At 61.5% G+C, this 21,468-nt stretch carries 18 protein-coding genes and 1 riboswitch; of the genes, 11 read left to right on the top strand and 7 right to left on the bottom strand.

Annotated features, from left to right (window positions below; genetic code table 11):
• Positions 1-16: 16 nt before the first annotated feature.
• Positions 17-1,876: a bifunctional O-antigen ligase/aminoglycoside phosphotransferase family protein gene (locus tag NTD89_RS22135; RefSeq protein WP_262209732.1), complete on the bottom strand. Its 1,860-nt coding sequence runs from the start codon at positions 1,874-1,876 to the stop codon at positions 17-19.
• Between the two features lie 159 nt (positions 1,877-2,035).
• Here NTD89_RS22135 and msbA point away from each other — a divergent pair, with 159 nt between their 5' ends.
• The 3 genes from msbA to NTD89_RS22120 all read left to right on the top strand — a co-directional run bounded on the left by msbA (position 2,036) and on the right by NTD89_RS22120 (position 6,411).
• Complete coding sequence (gene msbA, locus NTD89_RS22130; RefSeq protein ID WP_145160101.1) at positions 2,036-3,841, top strand: lipid A export permease/ATP-binding protein MsbA; 1,806 nt, start codon at positions 2,036-2,038, stop codon at positions 3,839-3,841.
• A gap of 217 nt (positions 3,842-4,058) precedes the next feature.
• Positions 4,059-5,483: a bifunctional D-glycero-beta-D-manno-heptose-7-phosphate kinase/D-glycero-beta-D-manno-heptose 1-phosphate adenylyltransferase HldE gene (hldE, locus tag NTD89_RS22125; RefSeq protein WP_145160103.1), complete on the top strand. Its 1,425-nt coding sequence runs from the start codon at positions 4,059-4,061 to the stop codon at positions 5,481-5,483.
• Positions 5,476-6,411, top strand: coding sequence for an NAD-dependent epimerase/dehydratase family protein (locus NTD89_RS22120; RefSeq protein WP_145160105.1), 936 nt, complete (start codon positions 5,476-5,478; stop codon positions 6,409-6,411). Before hldE ends, NTD89_RS22120 begins: the two co-directional genes overlap by 8 nt.
• 67 nt (positions 6,412-6,478) lie before the next feature.
• On the opposite strand, the gene NTD89_RS22115 is transcribed toward NTD89_RS22120, so the two are convergent.
• Genes NTD89_RS22115 through NTD89_RS22100 form a run of 4 tightly spaced genes read right to left on the bottom strand, consistent with a single transcriptional unit; the run spans position 6,479 to position 9,867 of the window.
• Entirely contained in the window at positions 6,479-7,447 is a 969-nt protein-coding gene (locus NTD89_RS22115) for a metal ABC transporter ATPase (protein ID WP_106577594.1), read from the bottom strand.
• A gap of 41 nt (positions 7,448-7,488) precedes the next feature.
• Positions 7,489-8,301 (bottom strand): aldo/keto reductase, encoded by an 813-nt coding sequence (locus tag NTD89_RS22110; RefSeq protein WP_262209729.1) that lies wholly within the window; start codon positions 8,299-8,301, stop codon positions 7,489-7,491.
• Positions 8,298-9,476, bottom strand: a complete 1,179-nt coding sequence (locus tag NTD89_RS22105; protein WP_262209727.1) for an NAD(P)/FAD-dependent oxidoreductase — start codon at positions 9,474-9,476, stop codon at positions 8,298-8,300. Before NTD89_RS22105 ends, NTD89_RS22110 begins: the two co-directional genes overlap by 4 nt.
• Positions 9,477-9,531: 55 nt before the next feature.
• Positions 9,532-9,867, bottom strand: coding sequence for a DMT family transporter (locus NTD89_RS22100; protein WP_106577597.1), 336 nt, complete (start codon positions 9,865-9,867; stop codon positions 9,532-9,534).
• A gap of 104 nt (positions 9,868-9,971) precedes the next feature.
• Here NTD89_RS22100 and NTD89_RS22095 point away from each other — a divergent pair, with 104 nt between their 5' ends.
• Together NTD89_RS22095 and waaA are read left to right on the top strand one after the other, a co-directional pair.
• Positions 9,972-10,862 carry a LysR family transcriptional regulator gene (locus NTD89_RS22095; RefSeq protein WP_242198925.1) on the top strand — a complete coding sequence of 297 codons (891 nt, stop codon included), beginning with the start codon at positions 9,972-9,974 and terminating at the stop codon, positions 10,860-10,862.
• Between the two features lie 23 nt (positions 10,863-10,885).
• Complete coding sequence (gene waaA / locus NTD89_RS22090) at positions 10,886-12,163, top strand: lipid IV(A) 3-deoxy-D-manno-octulosonic acid transferase (protein ID WP_262209726.1); 1,278 nt, start codon at positions 10,886-10,888, stop codon at positions 12,161-12,163.
• Between the two features lie 110 nt (positions 12,164-12,273).
• Here waaA and NTD89_RS22085 read toward each other — a convergent pair whose 3' ends face one another.
• Positions 12,274-13,713 carry a TolC family outer membrane protein gene (locus NTD89_RS22085; protein ID WP_262209724.1) on the bottom strand — a complete coding sequence of 480 codons (1,440 nt, stop codon included), beginning with the start codon at positions 13,711-13,713 and terminating at the stop codon, positions 12,274-12,276.
• A gap of 197 nt (positions 13,714-13,910) precedes the next feature.
• Positions 13,911-14,016, top strand: a riboswitch (TPP riboswitch).
• Positions 14,017-14,162: 146 nt separating this feature from the next.
• Here NTD89_RS22085 and thiC point away from each other — a divergent pair.
• Both thiC and cytX read left to right on the top strand, forming a co-directional pair.
• A complete protein-coding gene (thiC, locus tag NTD89_RS22080; protein WP_262209722.1) occupies positions 14,163-16,067 on the top strand; it encodes a phosphomethylpyrimidine synthase ThiC in 1,905 nt (634 codons plus the stop codon).
• A gap of 398 nt (positions 16,068-16,465) precedes the next feature.
• Positions 16,466-17,755: a putative hydroxymethylpyrimidine transporter CytX gene (gene cytX / locus NTD89_RS22075; RefSeq protein WP_262209721.1), complete on the top strand. Its 1,290-nt coding sequence runs from the start codon at positions 16,466-16,468 to the stop codon at positions 17,753-17,755.
• Here cytX and NTD89_RS22070 read toward each other — a convergent pair.
• Complete coding sequence (locus NTD89_RS22070; RefSeq protein WP_106577603.1) at positions 17,724-18,470, bottom strand: RsiV family protein; 747 nt, start codon at positions 18,468-18,470, stop codon at positions 17,724-17,726. The genes cytX and NTD89_RS22070 overlap by 32 nt on opposite strands.
• A 195-nt stretch (positions 18,471-18,665) precedes the next feature.
• Here NTD89_RS22070 and NTD89_RS22065 point away from each other — a divergent pair, with 195 nt between their 5' ends.
• From NTD89_RS22065 to NTD89_RS22050, 4 genes are all read left to right on the top strand, one after another.
• On the top strand, positions 18,666-19,283 hold the full coding sequence (locus NTD89_RS22065) for an NUDIX domain-containing protein (RefSeq protein WP_145160119.1): 618 nt from the start codon (positions 18,666-18,668) through the stop codon (positions 19,281-19,283).
• Positions 19,274-19,723, top strand: a complete 450-nt coding sequence (locus tag NTD89_RS22060) for a DUF1249 domain-containing protein (protein ID WP_003209507.1) — start codon at positions 19,274-19,276, stop codon at positions 19,721-19,723. The genes NTD89_RS22065 and NTD89_RS22060 overlap by 10 nt, the downstream gene beginning before the upstream one ends.
• 85 nt (positions 19,724-19,808) lie before the next feature.
• Positions 19,809-20,624 carry a 3',5'-cyclic-AMP phosphodiesterase gene (cpdA, locus tag NTD89_RS22055; protein ID WP_262209718.1) on the top strand — a complete coding sequence of 272 codons (816 nt, stop codon included), beginning with the start codon at positions 19,809-19,811 and terminating at the stop codon, positions 20,622-20,624.
• A gap of 204 nt (positions 20,625-20,828) precedes the next feature.
• On the top strand, positions 20,829-21,437 hold the full coding sequence (locus NTD89_RS22050) for a YqiA/YcfP family alpha/beta fold hydrolase (RefSeq protein ID WP_262209716.1): 609 nt from the start codon (positions 20,829-20,831) through the stop codon (positions 21,435-21,437).
• Positions 21,438-21,468: the final 31 nt, after the last annotated feature.

Here is a 21,468-nt window from a genome sequence, read left to right as displayed (position 1 = left end):
GCGCACTTGGCGTGCTTCAAGCGGCGGGGCGTGCCAGGGTCAGCACGTGCTCACGGATTTTGACCGTGGCTTGCGGCGACGCAACCAGCGCATAGCCACTGGCCAACTGTTCAAAGTGCGCTTCGAACAACCAGTTGCGGTCCTGCGAGTAGCGTTGCATGTGCTTCACGTTGCGCTGGCGCAGCGTGTTGCGCAGCGGCGAGGGATAAAGGCGCATGTCGGCCACGTCGATCAGGCCGAACTCACCATCATCCATCAGCAGAACGTTGCCCAAGTGCAGCGAGCGGAAGTACACGCCGCGTTCATGCAGCTGGGCCATGAACCTGCCAAAGCGTTCGATCAGCGATTCTCGCAGGCTGCTGTCCAGGCTTTGCAGCGCCTGGCGCAGGGTCAGGCCGGGGAGTGGCTGATAGCGCACGGCACTGCTTCCATCGCGCAAGCTATACACATCGAGAATCCGCGGTGACGCGATACCCAGTTGCTGCAGGTGTTCACTGTTGCTGGCAAAGCGTTCCGAATACGGATTGAAACCCCCGGAGGTGTACCAGCGGCGCGCCCTGAACAGCTTGAGGAAGCTGCCATCCTCAAGACGCAGGACCTTGGGCCCAAGACCATCTTCCTCGATGACGGCAGCGCCTTTACGCAGGGTGTCGAACGCCAGCGGTGCGGGCGTTTGCACACGCATGCTCAGCAGGCTGTGACGGCGCTTGGCGATACTCAGGCCGGCGATCAGCGCCAGCGGAATCCACAGCAGGAACCAATGCTCCTTGGGGCGCGACAGGATCCCGCCGCCTTCGGTCAGACCGGCGCCGATGCCGTAGGCCAGCAGGGCGGACGTCAGCAGAAACAGCGGTTGTGCGCGCTCTTTGAAACCTTTGTACAGGCCCCAGCCAAGCATGAAGATCCATGGGATAAAGCCGATGATGCCGACGTAATAGAGCACGCCGAGGGCAAAGCTGTGCGGCTCCATCAGTTCGTAACCGTCCACGATCAAGGACAGTTCGGAGTCGTAGCTGTGGCCGATCAGCGGATGGTCGGCGATACGCTGCAGGGTCATGCCCCACAATTCAAAACGGTATGAACTGCCACGCTCGGTAATCGCTTCAGGATAAAACAGCAGCAGCGCTGCAGCGCCAAGCACCAGGACCGCGATCATCAGGGCCGAGCGGCGATTGCGGCTGACAAACGCCACCCACACGGCGGCCAGCGTCAGTGCAACCAGCGGCGTGCGAGAGCCTGTGGCCAGCACCGCGAGCGTCATGACCGCCAGAGCAGGCGCGCTGAACAACAGCACCTGCAAGCGCTGGGTGGTGATGCAGACATACAGCCAATAGATGCAGAAAAAGCCGAACAGATGGGAGCTGAGCAGCGGGTTATCGAGAGCACCCAGGCCGCCGATCATGCGCACGCTCACGCCGGGCACGAAGCCTTTGGCGAATGCCACCAGGTTGAACAGGCACACCACCAGGGCAATCACGGCGGCGCTGAAAAAAATCGGTTTGAACAGCTCGCTGCGGTAGTGCAGCAACAGCCCACAGCCGGCAAACAGCATGAAGGTTTGCAGCGGCACCTTGAACAGGTTGGAATCGCCGGTGGGTTGCGGGCTCCACAGCACGGTGATCAGTGCCCAGGCGCAAAATGCCAGAAGCGCAATGATCAAAGGTTCGCGCAGCAGTTCTTTGATTTCCCGCGGGCGCAGGCACAGCAGGAACAAGGTCGGCACACTGAAAAAGCCGTAGTAGAGACGGTGCATGACGTTGCGGTTGGTGACGTAAAACAATGAACTCAGAAGCAACAACAAGCCAATGGGCAAAATCCATAGGACCAGGAAGTCGAAAACGCGATTTGAGCCATAGATAAGGCGCTTGGAGTGCATACAGAAAAGCCATTCCAGAATAGAGAAAGCCGACCATCTTAAAGTAGTGGCTATATAATGTCGTCGGTTGGATCCAACCAGGCCGAGGGTCATACCGGGTGCAAGTACAACAGAGAAGCTGTGCTAAAGTCAGCCTCCTTTTTCAAAACGCCGCGTGATATGACCGACTCCAGTCCGAGCGCAAGCCCTTCGAGCTTGAAAATATACTTCCGCCTGCTCATGTACGTTAAGCCCTATGCCGGCTTGTTCGCGTTGAGTATTGTCGGATTTCTGATTTTCGCGTCGACCCAGCCCATGCTGGGGTACATCCTCAAGTACTTCGTCGACGGTTTGTCCAACCCTGAAGCGGTGCTGTTCCCCAGCGTACCGTTCCTGCGTGACCTGCAATTGCTGCAAGCCGTGCCCTTGTTGATCATTCTGATCGCAGCCTGGCAGGGCCTGGGTTCGTTCCTGGGCAACTACCTGCTGGCCAAGGTTTCCCTGGGCCTGGTCCACGACCTGCGCGTGCAGTTGTTCAACAACCTGCTGACGCTGCCCAACCGCTACTTCGACAACCACAACTCCGGGCACCTGATTTCGCGCATCACCTTTAACGTGACCATGGTCACGGGTGCGGCGACCGATGCCATCAAGGTGGTGATCCGCGAAGGCATGACGGTGATCTTCCTGTTCGCCTCGCTGCTGTTCATGAATTGGCGCCTGACGCTGGTGATGATCGCCATCCTGCCGTTGATTGCGGTGATGGTCAGCACGGCCAGCAAGAAATTCCGCAAGCAGAGCAAGAAGATCCAGGTGGCCATGGGCGACGTGACTCACGTCGCGTCGGAAACCATCCAGGGCTACCGTGTGGTGCGCAGCTTCGGCGGTGAAGTCTACGAGGAGAAGCGTTTCCTCAAGGCCAGCCAGGGCAACACCGACAAGCAACTGCGCATGACCCGCACCGGGGCGATCTACACCCCGTTGTTGCAACTGGTGATCTACACCGCCATGGCGGTGTTGATGTTCCTGGTGCTTTACCTTCGCGGTGACGCATCGGCCGGTGACATGGTGGCTTACATCACCTTGGCTGGCTTGCTGCCCAAGCCGATCCGTCAATTGTCGGAAGTCAGCTCGACCATCCAGAAAGGTGTGGCCGGTGCTGAAAGCATTTTCGAGCAGTTGGACGAAGAGCAGGAAATCGACCGCGGCACCGTTGAGCGCGACAAGGTCAGCGGCCGCCTGGAAGTGCGTCACCTGAACTTCACCTACCCGGGCACCGAACGCCACGTGCTCAAGGACATCAGCTTCACCGCCGAGCCTGGGCAGATGATCGCGCTGGTGGGGCGCTCCGGCAGCGGCAAGTCGACCCTGGCCAGCCTGATTCCGCGTTTCTACCACCACGAGAGCGGTGAAATCCTGCTCGACGGCGTAGAGATCGAAGACTACAAGCTGCTCAACCTGCGTCGGCACATCGCCCAGGTCACCCAGCACGTGACCTTGTTCAGCGACACCGTCACCAACAACATCGCCTATGGCGACCTGGCGGGTGCGCCCCGCGCGGACGTTGAAGCGGCGGCGGCGGATGCTTATGCCAAAGACTTCATCGACCAGTTGCCGAAGGGTTTCGACACCCAGGTTGGCGAAAATGGCGTGCTGTTGTCCGGCGGCCAGCGCCAGCGCCTGGCAATCGCGCGGGCGTTGCTCAAGAACGCGCCGCTGTTGATTCTCGACGAGGCCACCTCGGCCCTCGACACCGAATCCGAGCGGCACATCCAGGCTGCGCTGGACAAAGTCATGCAGGGCCGCACGACGTTGGTGATTGCGCATCGCCTCTCCACCATTGAGAAGGCCGACCTGATCCTGGTGATGGACGACGGTCGGATTGTCGAGCGCGGCACCCACGCCGAGCTGCTGGCCCAGAACGGCTATTACGCCCGCCTGCATGCCATGGGCCTGGACGCGCCGGTCGCGGCCGACATCACCTAAAACCATGTGGGAGCGGGCTTGCCCGCGATAGCGGAGTATCAGTCGCCGAATGTTTCGACTGATTCACCGCCATCGTAGGCAAGCCCGCTCCCACATGTGTTCCTCGGTGGATTCAATGGCAGGCCCGTCGCACTATCTTCTGTGCACACCCTCCACAAGCCTCCTGTAACCCTGTGCTAATATCGCGCCCCTGTTCATTTTGTATGTGGGTTGCTCCATGAAGTTGTCCATGCCGCGATTCGATCAAGCCCCTGTCTTGGTGGTCGGCGATGTCATGCTCGACCGTTACTGGCATGGCGGAACCTCACGGATTTCCCCTGAGGCACCGGTACCGGTAGTCAAGGTCGAGCAAATCGAAGACCGTCCAGGTGGCGCTGCCAACGTTGCCCTCAATATTGCCGCTCTCGGCGCCCCGGCCTCCCTGGTGGGTGTGACCGGCGACGACGAAGCCGCCGACAGCCTGGCCAACAGCCTGCGCGGTGCCGGCGTGCGCGCACTGTTCCAGCGCATTGCCCATCAGCCGACTACCGTCAAGCTGCGGGTCATGAGCCGTCACCAGCAATTGCTGCGTATTGATTTTGAAGAACCCTTCGCCACCGACGCCCTGGCGCTGAGCGAGCAAGTCGACACGTTGCTTGAAGGTATCAAGGTGCTGGTCTTGTCCGACTACGGCAAAGGCGCCCTGAAGAACCACCAGATGCTGATCCAGGCCGCCAAGGCCCGCAACATTCCGGTACTGGCCGATCCCAAGGGCAAGGACTTCTCGATTTATCGGGGCGCCAGCCTGATCACGCCCAACCTCAGCGAGTTCGAAGCCATCGTCGGCGGTTGCGCCGATGAGCACGAGCTGGTGACCAAGGGCGCCACGTTGATGGCCGACCTCGACCTGGGCGCCTTGCTGGTGACCCGTGGCGAGCACGGCATGACGCTGCTGCGTCCGGGCCACCCGGCGATGCACTTGCCGGCGCGTGCGCGTGAAGTGTTCGACGTTACCGGCGCCGGCGACACCGTAATCTCCACCCTGGCCGCCTCGATTGCAGCCGGTGAGGAATTGCCCCACGCCGTGGCCCTGGCCAATCTGGCGGCGGGCATTGTGGTCGGCAAGCTGGGCACCGCGGCCATCAGCGCGCCGGAATTGCGCCGGGCTATCCAGCGCTCCGAGGGCTCCGAGCGCGGTGTGCTGACCATCGAGCAATTGCTGCTGGCGATTGACGATGCGCGTGCCCACAACGAAAGCATTGTGTTCACCAATGGCTGTTTCGACATCCTGCACGCCGGTCACGTGACCTACCTGGAGCAGGCGCGAGCCCAAGGCGATCGCCTGATCGTGGCGGTCAATGACGACGCTTCGGTCAGCCGCCTGAAAGGCCCGGGTCGTCCGATCAACAGTGTTGATCGGCGCATGGCAGTATTGGCCGGTCTAGGCGCGGTGGACTGGGTGATCAGCTTCTCTGAAGGCACTCCGGAAAACCTGCTGGCCCAGGTCAAGCCCGATGTGTTGGTCAAGGGCGGCGACTACTCCGTTGACCAGGTGGTGGGTGCCGATATCGTCGGCGCTTACGGCGGCAAGGTGAAGGTGCTCGGCCTGGTCGAGAACAGCTCGACCACCGCCATTGTCGAGAAGATCCGCAACAATGAGTAACGCTGATAAGTGGGTCCTGATCACCGGCGGTGCCGGTTTTATCGGTTCGCATCTGGTTGATGCGTTGCTTGCCAAAGGCTATGCCGTGCGGGTGCTGGATGACCTGTCCACCGGCAAGCGCAGCAACCTGGCGTTGGGCAACCCGCGTGTGCAACTGATTGAAGGTGATGTCGCCAATGCCGAGCTGGTGGCGCAAGCCGCCGTCGGCGTGAGCGCCGTGGTGCACCTGGCTGCAGTGGCCTCGGTGCAGGCGTCGGTGGATGACCCGGTGAGCACTCACCAGAGCAACTTCGTCGGTACCCTGAATGTCTGCGAAGCGATGCGCAAGGCCGGGGTCAAGCGCGTGGTGTTTGCTTCCAGCGCGGCGGTGTACGGCAACAATGGTGAGGGCGCGTCGATTGACGAAGAGACCACCAAGGCGCCGCTGACACCTTATGCGTCGGACAAATTGGCCGGTGAGCATTACTTCGATTTCTACCGCCGCCAGCATGGCCTGGAGCCGGTGATTTTCCGCTTCTTCAACATCTTCGGGCCACGCCAGGATCCGTCCTCGCCGTATTCCGGGGTGATCAGTATTTTCAGCGAGCGCGTGCAGCAGGGTGTGCCGATCAGCGTGTTTGGTGATGGCGAGCAAACCCGCGATTTCATGTACGTGGAAGATTTGGTCGATGTGCTGGTACAGGCCATCGAAGCGCCCGACGCGCCGCTGGGTGCGATCAACGTAGGCTGGAACCGCACCACCACGCTCAAGCAGGTGTTGCAGGCGCTGGAAGAAGTCGTGGGTCAGTTGCCGACGATCACTTACGGCCCGGCACGCTCGGGGGATATTCGGCATTCGCGGGCCAATAACCAGCGGCTGTTGGCGAGTTTCACGCTGCCTGAGCCTACGCCGTTGAAGGTGGGTCTGGAGCGGTTGCTCACGGGCTAAACACCGTAAAAGGGGGGAGCCGCTTTATTTGGGCGCCGGGCAAGCCAGCGCCCAGATTAGAGCGGTTTCACCCCTTGGCTTTTTTCTTCGGCACAATCTTGCGCAGCATCTGCCGCGCCTTGCCGGTCAATCGCTTCAGTTTCGACTCTTTTTCAGGCTGGGCCAGGCCTTGCTGCCTGAGCCAATCCTTCCAGCGAATCCGCTCATCACGTACCAGCCAGCCGTCTTGCTGAGCAAAGCTTTCGGCCAGGTATAAACCGCGTGTGCTGGCTGGATACAGCTGGTCTTTCTTGACGGTGTACAGCTCTGCTACAGGCTGGCCATCTTTGAGCGGCATCAGGTACAAGTCCGGGCGCTTGCGGTCCAGCCGGGCTACCAACTGGTCGCCTTCAAGTCGCTCATCCACATGAAACAGGCTGAGGGATTTGGCTTCCTTCGGCACCTCAAGGCGCAAGTCATAAATCAATTGCAGCGACGCCGTCGGCAAGTGCACGTAGGCCCGCGGGCGCTCGATCAATTGCGTGGTCGCGCAGCGCACCGGGCGGGCGGCGCCCGACAAAGGGCTCAACCGAAACGGCAGTGCTTCACGGTAATGCAGGGCGGTGGAGTAGGGCGCCGGCAGCCAGGTGTCGTTGAAGCGTCCACCGAGCCAGCCTTCAGGCGTCTCCAGCAGGCATTCTTCGGCAATTTCCTGGATGGCGGTGTGCAGCGGCAGGTTCAATTCGTGGGCCGGCACATAGCCCGAGATCAGTTTGAGCACCACGTCGCCACGGTCCTGGCGGCGTTGGCGTACCAACACCCAGTAATCCTTGTTTTGCCAGTGCAGGGTCAGTCGCACCGACACGCCCAGATTCGCCAGTTCCAGGGCGAAACGCTCGGGGTCCGCCACCTCCACCGGCTTGCGCCGTTGCAGGGTCTGGGCGAAGTTGAGCGGCATGCCCACGCTCTGGTAACTCAGGCCTTCGGGGGTGGCTTCGACGTGCAGCGGCAGTGTTTTAAAGTTGCTGGGGTTTTTTCTAATAAGCGTGCGCGGCATGTCGGCTCCTTCTTGCGACGGGGTCGGCCGCGTCGGCGGCATCAGAGTTGACGAATGACCTTGGCAGCGGTCGCCACGTTATGGGCCAGGTGCAGCGGATTAATGGTCCCGACAATAGCACTGGCGACGCCCGTTTGCGCAAACAACAACATGAAACTGGCATGAATTGGATCCATTCCAGGTTCCAGGCATACGTGGCCGCTGGCCAGGGCTTTTTTCACCAGGATGCCTTTGCCATGGGCAGCGGCGTAATCAATGACGGTTTTCTCGCTCTGTTCGTTCAGATTGTAGGTGACCATTGCGCAATCACCTTGTTCCAGAGCCTTCACGCCGCCTTCGACGGTTTTGCCGGAGAAGCCGAAACCGCGAATCTTGCCCTCTTTTTTCAGCTCCGCCAGGGTCTGGTAAACCTCGCAATCATTGAGGATATGCAGGTCATTGCCATCGGAGTGCACCAGCACCAGGTCGATAAAATCCGTTTCAAGTCGTTTCAAGCTGCGCTCGATCGACATCCGCGTATGGGCCGCACTGAAATCATGCTGCGACACGCCATCGGCAAACTCTTCACCGACCTTGCTGACAATCACCCAGTCATTGCGTTGGCCGCGTAACAGCGGCCCCAGGCGTTCTTCGCTGCGGCCGTAAGCCGGTGCGGTGTCGATCAGGTTGATACCCAGCTGGCGCGCCTGGCGCAGCAGCATGCGCGCTTCTTCATCATCAGGAATCTGGAAGCCGTTGGGGTATTTCACCCCTTGGTCGCGGCCCAGTTTTACGGTGCCCAGCCCCAGTGGCGACACCAGCAGGCCGGTGCTGCCCAAGGGGCGATGCAGGTCGTGCAGGGTGGGCAGGCTCATGGCAACAGGTGCTCCCAGGCAGGTTGGCCGAGGGCTGGTTTTGGCAGCTCGGGCAGGGCGTCGTTGTTGGCGCTCGGCTGGATGCCGTCGCGTTGCAGGGCGTTGAGCACGCGGTCAGCGAAGTCTGGCGCCAGCGCCAGTTTGGTCGGCCAGCCCACCAGCAGGCGGCCCTCTTCGGCAAGGAACGCATTGTCGGGGCGGGTCAGGCCCGACTGCAGCGGCTCGGCACGGTCCACGCGCAAGGTCGCCCATTGCGTCTGGCTCATGTCGATCCACGGCAGCAATTGCGCCAGCTCTTTTTGCGCGGTGGCGATCTGTTCTTCAGGTGTGCGCGCCACGCCATCGGCCTCGGCGATATCGCCGCCCATGTACCACACCCAGTTGCCATCGGCGGCCGGGTGGGTGGTGATGGTCAGGCGCGGCTTGGTGCCGCCGCCCAGGCAGTGCGCATACAGCGGCTTCAAGCCCGGGCCCTTGGCGATGATCATATGCAGCGGGCGCTTTTGCATGGCGGGCTGGCTCAGGCCCAGGGCACTGAGCAGATCTGCCGTGCCGCCACCGGCACTCAGCACGATGCGCTGGGCGCGAATCTCGCGGCCGTCAACCTTCAAACCCACCAGGGTGTCGCCATCGCGCAGCGGTTCGATGTGCTGGCCGGCGAGCAAACCGTCACCCGCCAGTTGGGCCAGACGCTCGATCAGGCTTGGCACGTCGACCACCAGTTCGGCCAGGCGGTAGACCTTGCCCTTGAAGCGACGGTCCTGCAGGGCCGGCGGCAATTCGTCGCCCTTGACCTGGTCGACCCGGCCACGCACGGCCTTGCTGGCGAAGAAGCTGGTGAGGTTGCCGGCGAGTGTGCCGGGCGACCACAGGTAATGGGCCTCGGACAGCAGGCGCACGCCGGACAGATCGAGTTCGCCATCACCCGCCAACGCCTCGCGCCAGCGGCGCGGCATGTCGGCAATCGCTTCGGACGCGCCGGTGAGCGCGCCGTGCAGGGCGTATTTCGCGCCGCCGTGGATGATCCCCTGGGACTTCACGCTTTGCCCGCCGCCCAGCGTGGCGCTTTCCACCAACACCGTGGAAAACCCCTGGCGGCGCAGGCGCGCGTTAAGCCAGAGGCCGGCAACCCCGGCGCCGACAATCAGAACGTCGGTGGAAATAACGGATGGCATCGGCGACCTCAGTGTTCAAGACAAGAGGCGCAGTATACAGGCTGTTGAGTGGCGGTCAGTGCCCGGCGGTTTTCGAGAACAGTTGAATCACCACCACGCCCAGCACAATCAGGCCCATGCCCAGCATCGCCGGCAGGTCGAGCTTTTGCCCATAGATGAACAGCGCGGCGACACTGACCATCACGATGCCCATGCCGGCCCACACCGCATACGCCACGCCCACCGGCACGGTGCGCACCACCAGGGTCAGCATCCAGAACGCAATGCCATAGCCGACGATGACCAGCGCCAGTGGAAGCGGTGTGCTCCAGCCTTTGACGGCTTTCATGGACACGGTCGCGATCACTTCCGAGCAAATGGCGATGGCCAGGTAGAGGTAGGCGGCATTCATGGGGTAATCCTCGGTGTGTGACGTGCTTGAATAAGGTCAGCATTCTAACGCTTCGGCAGATGGGATAAAGTCATTACCTATCCGAATTCAAGATGGGTTAAGCCATGAGCGTGCAGTGGAACCTGGACCAGATGCGCCTGTTTGTCAGCGTTGCCGAACAGCGTTCGTTTTCGGCAGTGGCCCGCGACCAGCGCAAGGCGCAATCGGCGGTGAGCAACGGTATCGCGCTGCTGGAAGCGGACCTGGGGCTGAGCCTGTTTGAGCGTAGCAGCGGCCGCCAGCCCCGGCTGACCGAAGCCGGCAGTGTGTTGCTGGAGGAAGCCCGTGAAGTATTGCGCCAGTGTGAACGGCTCAATGGCCGCGCGCTGTCACTGACGCGTGGCGAGGAAGCCTGCCTGCGCCTGGCCCAGGACGAGGCCATGCTGTTCCAGCCGGTACTCGACAGCCTCGAGGCGCTCGCCGGGCAATACCCGCAGTTGGAAGTGCAGCTTTCCAGCGCCGCTCAAGGCGATGTGGCGCGCAAGTTGGTGGAGCGCAAGGCCGACCTGGGCCTGTTGTTTTACCACGACCAAATCCCTGAGGCGCTTGAGCGGCGGGTGGTGGGCAGTGTGGAAATGGTCACTGTGTGCGGTGTGAATCATCCGCTGGCCAAGCAAACGTACGTGACCTGCCAGCATCTGGCGCAGTTTCGCCAATTGCTGATGTCGACCCAGACCAGCGTCTACCCCGGCAGTGAAGCCGCCAGCCCGCTGGTGTGGCGCGCCGACAGTTTCTACGTGCTGGCCGAATGGCTGATGAGTGGCTTGGGCTGGGCCTGGCTGCCGCGGCACATCGTGCAGTACCCCACCTATCAACAACAAATGGTTGAGCTGGACAGCGAATGGACACCGCCCGCGCTGGTGGTGGAACTGGTCTGGCGCCGTGACGAGCACCTCGGTCCCGCAGCGCGCTTTCTGGCTGCACGATTTGCCGAGTGCTTGCAGGCGATCGACTGAAAAAGCCGATAAACTCCGCCGCCATGAATAGAACTCTCTACAGCTGTCTGTTTTACCTGGCGCTGCCGTTGGTGGCTTTACGTCTGTGGCTGCGCGCGCGCAAGGCGCCGGCCTACGCCAAGCGCGTCGGCGAGCGGTTTTCCTATGGCCTGCCGGTGATGCAGCCGGGCGGGATCTGGGTGCATGCGGTATCGGTAGGTGAAAGCATCGCCGCCGCGCCGATGATTCGCGGGCTGATGGCGCGGCATCCGACGCTGCCGATCACCGTCACCTGCATGACGCCCACCGGGTCCGAGCGCATTCAGGCGTTGTTCGCCAATGAGCCGCGCGTACAGCATTGCTACTTGCCATATGACTTGCCGTGCGCGGCCAAGCGTTTTCTAGATCGCGTGCAACCTAAGCTCGCCGTGATCATGGAAACCGAGTTGTGGCCCAACCATATTCACGCCTGTGCCCAGCGCGGTATTCCAGTGGCACTGGCCAATGCGCGGTTGTCGGCGCGTTCGGCCAAAGGCTACGCACGGTTTGCCAAGCTCACCGCGCCGATGCTCGCAGAAATGAGCCTGTTCGCCGTGCAGACACACACCGAAGCCCAGCGTTTCCTGAGCCTGGGCGCACGCCCGGAAACCGTCGAGGTGACCGGCTCGATCAAATTCGACCTGACCATCGACCCCGAGCTGCCGGCGCGCGCTGCCGCCTTGCGTGAGCAATGGGGCGCCAGCGAGCGCCCGGTGTGGATCGCCGCCAGCACGCACGAAGGCGAAGACGACGTGGTCCTGGCTGCGCATCGCCAGCTGCTCGAAAGTTATCCCAATGCATTGTTGATTCTGGTGCCGCGTCATCAGGAGCGCTTCGGCCCGATGTTCGAGCTGTGCGGGCAACAAGGCTTTGCCACGGTGCGCCGTTCCAGTGGCGAGCCTGTGACCGCGCAAACGTCGGTGCTGCTCGGCGACACCATGGGCGAGTTGCTGTTTCTCTACGCCCTGGCCGACAGCGCGTTTGTCGGCGGCAGCCTGGTGCCCACGGGCGGGCATAACCCGCTGGAGCCGGCAGCGCTGGCCAAGCCTGTGATCATGGGACCGCACCTGTTCAACTTCCTCGAAATCAGCGCGATGATGCGCGAGGCCGGGGCGTTGCGAGAGGTGGATGACGCCGAGGGCTTGGCCGAGGCGGTGCGGCAGCTGTTCGAGCTGCCGCAGGACGCGCGCAAGATGGCGCAGGCGGGGCTGGCAGTGATGCAGGCCAACCAGGGCGCGCTCAAGCGCCTGCTGGATGGCCTGGACAGACTGATTCAACGCTGACCCAAAGGTGAGAGCTGGCTTGCCTGCGATAGCATCACCTGGGTGTAACTGATACACCGGGGTGTCTGTATCGCAGGCGAGCCAGCTCCCACATTGGTTTCGAGGTGTTTTCAGTAGCCGGGGCGGGCCTTGAGCTGTTCGGCGGCGGCCTTGGCCAGGTCCGGCGGCAGGAAGTCCTTGTCCGGGTTGTAGTCAGCCTTGAGGTAGCGCGTCAGGTCCTGCAAATCGCCCGGGCTCAGCGTGCCCGCCGCCTGCTTCAAGCGCAGGTTGTCGAGGATGTAGTCGTAGCGGCTGTTGTTGTAGTTGCGCACGGACGAGTAGAGCTGGCGCTGTGCGTCCAGCACGTCGACGATGTTGCGCGTGCCCACCTGATACCCGATTTCCGTGGCTTCCACCGCGCTCTGGTTGGAGATGATCGACTGGCGGCGTGCTTGCACCTGTTCCACGTCGGTGTTCACCGCACGGTGCAGGTTGCGGGTGTTTTCCACCACTTGGCGGCGCAGGCCTTCGCGTTGTTGTTCGCTCTGGTCGAGGCGTGAATAGGATTCGCGCACTTGCGAGCTGGTGAGGCCGCCGCTGTAGATCGGGATGTTCAGGCGCAGGCCGATGGTGCGTTGCGACACATCACCGCCGTAAGGGATAGGCAGTTGATTCGGGTTGCTGAAACCCAGCGCGTCGTTGTCACCCTTTTCGTATTGCGCCACGGCATCGAGGGTCGGCAAGTGGCCGGCCTTGCGCTGGCGCAGGGTTTCTTCGGCGGCCGTGACCGCGTAGTTGCTGGCCAGCAGGTTGAGGTTCTGGCGGCCGGCCGTCTCGACCCAGGCCTTGGCATCATTCGGCGCCGGTGGCAGCACTGGCAGCGTGTGCACGATGCCCTGGATGGCGTTGTACTCGCGGTTGGTCAGGGTGATCAGCGCTTCGAAGGCGTCATCCACCTGGCGCTGGGCGACGATGCGGTTGGCGCGGGCGGTGTCGTAGCTGGCCTGGGATTGCAGCACGTCGGTCTTGTCCGACAGGCCCACGTCAAAGCGTTCGTTGGACTGATCGAGCTGGCGCTTGAAGGCGTTTTCTTCGGCCTTGGTCGAGGCCAGGTTGTCCTGGGCGCGCAGCACCGCGAAGTAGCTCTCGGCGCTTTGCAGGATCAGGTTCTGTTCGGTGGCCGAGAGCTGCAGCGAGGCCTGCTCGTTGACGGCTTCGGCGGCTTGCAGCTGGAACCAGCGGTCGGCACGGAACAGTGGCTGACTCAAGGTTGCGCGCCAGGAGTGCGCATCACGGTTGGCGGTGGCCGCCGGCTGGTCGATCTGGGTGCGCACATTATTGCTGTCGGCGCCGGCCGACAGGTTCGGCAGCAAGCCGGCACGGGCCTGGGGCACCACTTCTTTCTGCGCGCCGTATTGGGCGCGGGCGGCGGCCAGGTCGGCGTTGTTGTTCACCGCTTCCTGGTAGACGCTGACCAAATCGGTTTTGGTGGACAAGGGCGCTTCAGCTGCCCAGACCATTCCATTGGTCGCACAAGACACGGCAAGAGCCAGTGAGAGTTTGCGCAGCATGAGGCGATCCCTAGTGTGAATATTACGGCGATAATTTAGCGCCCAAGGCTAAGGCTGGCCGTTTCTGGCGTCAAGCCATTGTGGCGGCAACCGAGTGTAGTGTTGCTGACCCGGCGCAACAATCCCGCAATCACGCCATTCATCACGCTGAATGCACCGCCATTGGCAATTTGCCCACGCCATGGTCTAGACTGGCCGCGTTCTTGTCGGGGTGCCTTGTTTGAAGGCTGAGATCGGTAAATACCGGATCCCGTTGAACCTGATCAGGTTAGCGCCTGCGTAGGGAACAAGATTTCTCGTCACCCGGCGAGTCCTCTTGTGCTTCGTCCGGGATGTTGTTCGACAATCGAACAGCCCTCGTGCCTTGCACAGCACTGGTTTCAGTGCGTCCATCCGTCACAGGTTCGCTCCGACAAAAATCCACCGCCTGGATAGTTGGAGAGCCCGTGATGAGCACAGAAATAAAAAGTACAAAACTGAAAAACACCGTGCACTTGAGTGAATCGGCCAAGGTCGACTCCGGCTCCGTGCAGCCGTTTACTCGCTCGCAAAAAATCTACGTGCAAGGCACTCGTCCGGACATTCGTGTGCCGATGCGCGAAGTCAGCCTGGACGTGACGCCCACCGACTTCGGCGGCGAAATCAACGCGCCCGTGGTGGTCTACGACACCTCCGGCCCGTACACCGACCCGAATGTGATCATCGATGTGCGCAAAGGCCTGGGCGATGTGCGCTCGCCGTGGATCGAGTCGCGTGGCGACACCGAGCGCCTGTCGGGCTTGAGCTCGCACTTCGGTCAACAGCGCCTGAGCGACGCCGAACTCACCGCGCTGCGTTTTGCCCACGTGAAAAACCCGCGCCGCGCCAAGGCCGGCGCCAACGTCACGCAGATGCACTACGCGCGCAAAGGCATCATCACCGCCGAGATGGAATACGTCGCCATCCGCGAAAACATGAAGCTCGAAGAAGCCCGCGCCAGCGGCCTGCTCGAGCAGCAACACGCCGGCCACAGCTTCGGCGCCAGCGTGCCGAAAATCATCACCCCCGAATTTGTGCGCGAAGAAATCGCCCGTGGCCGCGCGATCATCCCGGCCAACATCAACCACACCGAACTGGAACCGATGATCATCGGCCGTAACTTCCTGGTGAAGATCAACGGCAATATCGGCAACAGCGCTTTGGGTTCGTCCATCGAAGAAGAAGTGGCGAAACTGACCTGGGGCATTCGCTGGGGTTCGGACACCGTCATGGACTTGTCCACCGGCAAACACATTCACGAAACCCGCGAATGGATCATCCGCAACTCGCCGGTGCCGATCGGTACCGTGCCGATCTACCAGGCCCTGGAAAAAGTCGGCGGCGCCGCTGAAGACCTGACCTGGGAGCTGTTCCGCGACACCCTGATCGAACAGGCCGAGCAGGGCGTCGATTACTTCACCATCCACGCCGGCGTGCTGCTGCGCTACGTGCCGCTGACCGCCAAGCGCGTCACCGGGATCGTCTCGCGTGGTGGTTCGATCATGGCCAAGTGGTGCCTGGCGCACCACAAAGAGAACTTCACCTACACGCATTTCGACGAAATCTGCGAAATCATGAAGGCCTATGACGTCAGCTTCTCCCTTGGCGACGGCCTGCGTCCGGGCTCGATTGCCGACGCCAACGACGCCGCGCAATTCGGTGAGCTGGAAACATTGGGCGAACTGACCAAGATCGCCTGGAAGCACGACGTGCAAACCATGATCGAAGGCCCCGGCCACGTGCCGATGCAGTTGATCAAAGAGAACATGGACAAGCAGCTCGAATGCTGCGACGAGGCGCCGTTCTACACCCTCGGCCCGCTGACCACCGACATCGCGCCGGGCTACGACCACATCACCTCGGGCATCGGCGCGGCGATGATCGGCTGGTTCGGTTGCGCGATGCTTTGCTACGTCACGCCCAAAGAACACTTGGGCCTGCCGAACAAGGATGACGTGAAGACCGGGATCATCACTTACAAGATCGCGGCGCACGCTGCGGATTTGGCCAAGGGACATCCGGGAGCGCAGATCCGCGATAACGCCTTGAGCAAGGCGCGGTTCGAGTTTCGCTGGGAAGACCAGTTCAACCTCGGCCTGGACCCGGACACCGCGCGCTCGTATCACGACGAAACCTTGCCGAAAGACTCGGCCAAGGTCGCGCACTTCTGCTCGATGTGCGGGCCGAAATTCTGCTCGATGAAGATCACCCAGGAAGTGCGTGAGTACGCGGCCAACCAGCGCATTGAAACGGTGGATGTGGACGTGGTCAAGGGCTTGGCCGAGCAGGCGCAGCGGTTCAAACAGGAAGGCAGTCAGCTTTATAAGAAGGTCTGATCCACAGGCGGCGGTGCCTGCACCGCCGCCATCGCGGGCAAGCCCGACTCCCACATTTGATCGAGTTCCACCTTTGGAATGCGGTCGAATGTGGAAGGCAGTCAGCTGTACAAAAAGTTCTGATCCGGGATTGCGGGCGCCTGTAAAGGGCCTCTTCGCGAGCAAGCCCGCTCCCACATTGATCGAGTTCCACCTTTGGAATGCGGTCGAATGTGGAAGGCAGTCAGCTGTGCAAAAAGTTCTGATCCGGGATTGCGGGCGCCTGTAAGGGCCTCTTCGCGAGCAAGCCCGCTCCCACATTGATCGAGTTCCACCTTTGGAATGCGGTCGGATGTGGGAGCGGGCTTGCCCGCGATAGCGATCCAGCAAACAACACATGCCCCTCAGAGATAACACCCTTGAGCATTCAACCGAGTACCTACTCCCCCGATATAGCGGTGCCGAGCGACAAACGCGTCTTCGGCGCCCGCGACCTGTTCTCCCTGTGGTTTTCCCTCGGCATCGGCCTGATGGTCCTGCAAACCGGCGCCTTGCTCGCACCGGGCCTGGGCTTGTCCGGTTCGCTGCTGGCGATATTTCTCGGCACGCTGGTGGGCGTGCTGTTGCTGGCCGCCGTTGGCGTGATCGGCAGCGACACGGGCCTGTCGGCCATGGCCGCGCTCAAACTCAGCCTCGGCGCCAAGGGCGCCAGCCTGCCGGCGTTGCTGAACCTGCTGCAGCTGATCGGCTGGGGCTCGTTCGAAATCATCGTGATGCGCGACGCCGCCAGTTTGCTGGGCACCCGAGCGTTCAGCGAGGGTAGCCTGCTGGCGAGTCCTTTGCTGTGGACGCTGTTTTTCGGTGGTTTGGCGACGTTACTGGCCGTCAGTGGCCCGCTGACCTTTGTGCGCCAGATCCTGCGCAAGTGGGGCATCTGGCTGCTGCTGGCCGCCTGCCTGTGGCTGACCTGGAACCTGTTCGCCAAGGCCGACCTCGCCACGTTGTGGGCAAAATCCGGTGACGGCTCGATGCCGTTTGCGGTGGGTTTTGATATCGCCATCGCCATGCCGTTGTCGTGGCTGCCGTTGATTGCCGATTACTCTCGCTTCGGCAAACGCGCAAAAAATGTATTCGGCGGGACGGCGCTGGGCTTTTTTATCGGCAATTTCTGGCTGATGAGCCTCGGCGTGGCTTACACCCTGGCGTTCGCGCCAAGCGGTGAAGTGAATGCGCTGTTACTGGCGCTGGCCGGTGCGGGCCTGGGCATTCCGCTGTTGCTGATCCTGTTGGACGAGTCGGAAAATGCCTTTGCCGATATCCACTCGGCGGCAGTCTCCAGCGGGATTTTGCTGCGTTGGAAGGTCGAACACCTGGCGTTGGCCATCGGCGTTATCTGCACGCTGATCGCCTGCTTTGCGCCGTTGGCGCAGTACCAGAACTTCCTGTTGCTGATCGGCTCGGTGTTCGCGCCGCTGTTCGGCGTGGTGCTGGTGGATCACTTTATCCTGCGCCGCCGTGGCCAGGGTTCAGTTGGCAACCTGCACTGGACTGCGCTGGTGGCCTGGCTGGGTGGTATTGCCACGTATCACGTGCTGGCCAACCTGTATCCGGATATCGGCGCGACCCTGCCGGCACTGGTGCTGGCAGGGCTGTTGCAGTTGATATTGGGCCGGGTCTTCAGTGGCGCGCGGGCATCAGTTCAGGCTTGAGCACGCCCGTCAGACGCGCATAGGGGATGGTCATTTCGATCAGCCCCAATGCGTAAGGGCCGATGGTGGCCACGTTGTACTTGAGCACCACGCCGTCGCTGGTCAAGGCCACGTTCGGGGTTTTCTGGAACGGCCAGTTCTTCACGAACTCCGGGTCGCGGTCCATCTGCGAGTTGATCAGCCAGCTGTTGTGGGCGACTTTCGCAGTGTTCCAGAACGCCTGCTCCTGGCCCGGCAGCAGCATGTCAGTCAGGCTCAGCTCTTTGTGCTGCAGGCGTGAATAGTTGATGAAACCGCGGCCGGGCTCACCGTGGGCGGCTCCGGTGTCCAGGTAGCTGGACACTTCAATGATCACCAGTCCGTCATGCTGGTCACGTACCTTGGCCTGCAAGTACATGCTGTTGCGGTCCGGCGATTCGCGCAGGAACTTGTCCCGGTAGGCATTCAGCGTCGGCGGCACGCTGGCGCCGGGCGTGGTGCGGGTCATTTGCAGCAGGCGTTGCTCCACAATCGTGTCGAGCTGCGGCTCGCTGGGGAAGTGCACGGTATCAATGTTCACCAGCGGGCAGTCAGGGCTGCCGCAGCCGGGTTTGATCTGTTCGGAGGCGTCCGATTTGGTGTCCAGCGGCTTCAGGTAGCTGGGCTGGAACAGGCTCTGGCAGGCACCCAGGGTCAAGGCAATACAAGCCACGGAGGCGATTTTTAAAAGCGACATGTGCGTCCTTCGGAAATCGATGGAAAGCGAAAAAGAGTAGCGCTTCGACTGCGAACAGAGCCGTCAGTTCGCCACTAAGCTGATTAGAGTGAGTTTGACCTCCGCCGTCTATCCCGGCAACTGGAAAGGGGCTGCATCAAGTGGCAAGGGCGCGTTAGGATGGCGCGAATTGCACCCGCGTAAACGAGGAAGAATATGACGGACATTGCCAAGTCGACGCCGAACAAAATCGAGATTGTTCAGCGCGACAATGCCTACAAGGGCTTCTACAAGCTTGATCGCGTGCAACTGCGCCACGAGAAATTCGACGGCGGCATGAGCCGGGTGATCAACCGTGAAGTCTTTGTTCGGCATGACGCGGTGTGCGTGTTGCCTTACGACCCGCAGCGCGATGAAGTGGTGCTGATCGAGCAATTCCGCGTGGGCGCCATGGGCCGTACCGACAACCCGTGGCTGATAGAAATGGTTGCCGGCCTGATCGACAAGGATGAAGAACCTGAGGAGGTTGCACACCGCGAAGCCGAGGAGGAAGCTGGGCTGACATTCTCCGCGCTGTGGCCGATTACTAAATATTTCCCATCGCCCGGTGGCAGTACCGAATTTGTCCACTTGTACCTGGGCCGTTGCGACAGCACCGGGGCCGGTGGCGTCCATGGACTGGAAGAAGAGGCAGAAGATATCCGCGTCACCACCTGGGCTTTCGAAGATGCCCTGCAAGCGGTGCGTGATGGCAAAATTTCCAACGCAGCCAGCATTATCGCCCTGCAATGGCTTGCGCTTAATCGCGCGGAAGTGAGGGGGTTATGGCAGTAAAGGCACGGGAACGATATCGCGTTGACCTGATCGGGTTGCAAGCCGCCTGCGAGGCCAACTATGCGCGGCTGATGCGCTTGCTGCCCGACATGCGCCACACCCCGGAGGCGCGGCGCATTGCCGTGACCCACGGCGACCAGATGCTTGGCGTGCTGACCCTTGAAGTCATCGTCAACTGCCCGTACACCACCACCCTGCGCGTGCGTCAGGAGCACAGCCTGCCGTGGCTGCCGGTGCCGCAGTTGGAGGTGCAGGTCTACCACGATGCGCGCATGGCCGAAGTGATCAGCGCCGAACATGCGCGGCGCTTTCGCAGCATCTATCCTTACCCGAACGTGTTCATGCACCAACCCGATGAGAAAGCACAGCTCAATGTGTTCCTCGGTGAATGGCTGAGCCACTGCCTGGCCCTGGGCCATGAGTTTGAAGTCGTGCGGTAGATGTGAACTGCGTCTTTCCTCTTTGCGTCCTGCCCTAGCATAATCGCCCACCTGTCCTTTTCTGTGATTGCCTTGGGAGAGCGCCTTGCCGAGCGTATCCACCGTGAACCCTGATGCGCCAGCGCTGCTGGTGCAGCTGTCCGACAGCCACCTGTATGCCGAGGCCGATGGCACGCTGCTGGGCATGAACACCCGCGAAAGCCTGCAGCGAGTGATCGGGTTGGTGCGCTCGCAACAGCCGCAGATCGATTTGCTGCTGGCCACCGGCGACCTGTCCCAGGACGGCACGATCGAGTCTTATCAACAGTTTCGCGACCTGACCCGACAGATCGACGCGCCGGCGCGCTGGATTCCCGGCAATCACGACGAGCCGCAGATCATGGCCCTCGCCGCCGAACACAGTGATTTGCTGGAACCGGTCGTCGACATCGGCAACTGGCGCGTCACCTTGCTGGATTCGGCTGTTCCGGGCTCGGTGCCCGGTTACTTGCAGGATCAGCAACTGCAATTGCTTGCCCAGGCCTTGAGCGAGGCGCCTGCCCGTCATCATCTGGTGTGCTTTCACCATCATCCGGTGCCCATCGGCTGTGCGTGGATGGAGCCCATCGGCCTGCGCAACCCGGAGGCTTTGTTTGCGGTGCTCGAGCGCTTTCCGCAGGTCAAGGCGCTGCTCTGGGGTCATGTGCATCAGGAGATCGACCGCGATCGCAACGGCGTGCGCTTGCTGGCGTCGCCGTCCACCTGCATTCAGTTCGCGCCGGGCAGCGAAGACTTCAAGGTCAGCGAGCAAGCGCCGGGTTACCGCTGGCTGCGCCTGCACGCCGACGGGCGGTTGGAGACCGGCGTAGAGCGGGTCGAAGGCTTCGCGTTTACCATCGATTACGGCAGCAACGGCTATTAACGGCTGCGAACACTGATCAAAATGTGGGAGCTGGCTTGCCTGCGATTGCGCTATACCGGTTAATAAATGTGTGACTGATACACCGCCATCGCAGGCAAGCCAGCTCCCACAGTGGATCTTCTGAGTCCTTTAGATAGAGGGCCTCACACACCACCCCGATCCCTGTAAACTGCGCCTCTTTGGCTGACGCACGGAGAGCCCGGCATGTCTGCTTCGATCTTGTATATCCACGGTTTCAACAGTGCGCCAGCCTCCAACAAGGCCAGTCAGTTGATCGCCGTGATGGACAGCCTCGGCCTGGCCGACCAATTGCGCGTGCCGGCCCTGCATCACCATCCGCGCAAGGCAATTGCTCAATTGGAAGAAGCGATTGCGCAGCTGGGGCGGCCGCTGCTGGTAGGCAGCTCACTCGGCGGCTACTATGCAACCCATCTTGCCGAACGCCATGGCCTCAAGGCGCTGCTGGTCAACCCGGCGGTCAGCCCGCATCGGATGTTTGACGGTTACCTGGGGACCCAGAAGAACCTCTATACCGATGAAACCTGGGAGCTGACCCACGACCACGTCGCGGCCCTGGCCGAACTGGAAGTGCCAGCCCCGCAGGACGCCGCGCGTTATCAGGTGTGGTTGCAGACCGGGGATGAAACCCTGGATTATCGCCTCGCCCAACAGTATTACCGGGCCTGTGCCTTGCGCATCCAGGCCGGCGGCGACCATGGCTACCAAGGGTTCGCCCGGCAACTGCCGGCGATGTTGAGCTTTGCCGGCATTGGTGCAGATCAGTATCAATCCTTCGACTTTGCAGCCCTGTAAAGCCGCAGGTTACTTTTTAATCGAACGACTC

The organism is Pseudomonas sp. 14P_5.3_Bac1, assembly GCF_025466135.1.
Lineage (GTDB): Bacteria > Pseudomonadota > Gammaproteobacteria > Pseudomonadales > Pseudomonadaceae > Aquipseudomonas.
The sequence above is the reverse complement of the archived record's forward strand: the minus strand, read 5'-3'. Positions and strand labels throughout refer to the sequence as shown.

What these genes read in the sequence shown, in the direction of transcription:
- NTD89_RS22135 (WP_262209732.1), bottom strand. Translation starts at nt 1,876, where the DNA reads ATGCACTCCAAGCGCCTTATCTATGGCTCAAATCGCGTTTTCGACTTC.
- msbA (WP_145160101.1), top strand. Translation starts at nt 2,036, where the DNA reads ATGACCGACTCCAGTCCGAGCGCAAGCCCTTCGAGCTTGAAAATATAC.
- hldE (WP_145160103.1), top strand. Translation starts at nt 4,059, where the DNA reads ATGAAGTTGTCCATGCCGCGATTCGATCAAGCCCCTGTCTTGGTGGTC.
- NTD89_RS22120 (WP_145160105.1), top strand. Translation starts at nt 5,476, where the DNA reads ATGAGTAACGCTGATAAGTGGGTCCTGATCACCGGCGGTGCCGGTTTT.
- NTD89_RS22115 (WP_106577594.1), bottom strand. Translation starts at nt 7,447, where the DNA reads ATGCCGCGCACGCTTATTAGAAAAAACCCCAGCAACTTTAAAACACTG.
- NTD89_RS22110 (WP_262209729.1), bottom strand. Translation starts at nt 8,301, where the DNA reads ATGAGCCTGCCCACCCTGCACGACCTGCATCGCCCCTTGGGCAGCACC.
- NTD89_RS22105 (WP_262209727.1), bottom strand. Translation starts at nt 9,476, where the DNA reads ATGCCATCCGTTATTTCCACCGACGTTCTGATTGTCGGCGCCGGGGTT.
- NTD89_RS22100 (WP_106577597.1), bottom strand. Translation starts at nt 9,867, where the DNA reads ATGAATGCCGCCTACCTCTACCTGGCCATCGCCATTTGCTCGGAAGTG.
- NTD89_RS22095 (WP_242198925.1), top strand. Translation starts at nt 9,972, where the DNA reads ATGAGCGTGCAGTGGAACCTGGACCAGATGCGCCTGTTTGTCAGCGTT.
- waaA (WP_262209726.1), top strand. Translation starts at nt 10,886, where the DNA reads ATGAATAGAACTCTCTACAGCTGTCTGTTTTACCTGGCGCTGCCGTTG.
- NTD89_RS22085 (WP_262209724.1), bottom strand. Translation starts at nt 13,713, where the DNA reads ATGCTGCGCAAACTCTCACTGGCTCTTGCCGTGTCTTGTGCGACCAAT.
- thiC (WP_262209722.1), top strand. Translation starts at nt 14,163, where the DNA reads ATGAGCACAGAAATAAAAAGTACAAAACTGAAAAACACCGTGCACTTG.
- NTD89_RS22070 (WP_106577603.1), bottom strand. Translation starts at nt 18,470, where the DNA reads ATGTCGCTTTTAAAAATCGCCTCCGTGGCTTGTATTGCCTTGACCCTG.
- NTD89_RS22065 (WP_145160119.1), top strand. Translation starts at nt 18,666, where the DNA reads ATGACGGACATTGCCAAGTCGACGCCGAACAAAATCGAGATTGTTCAG.
- NTD89_RS22060 (WP_003209507.1), top strand. Translation starts at nt 19,274, where the DNA reads ATGGCAGTAAAGGCACGGGAACGATATCGCGTTGACCTGATCGGGTTG.
- NTD89_RS22050 (WP_262209716.1), top strand. Translation starts at nt 20,829, where the DNA reads ATGTCTGCTTCGATCTTGTATATCCACGGTTTCAACAGTGCGCCAGCC.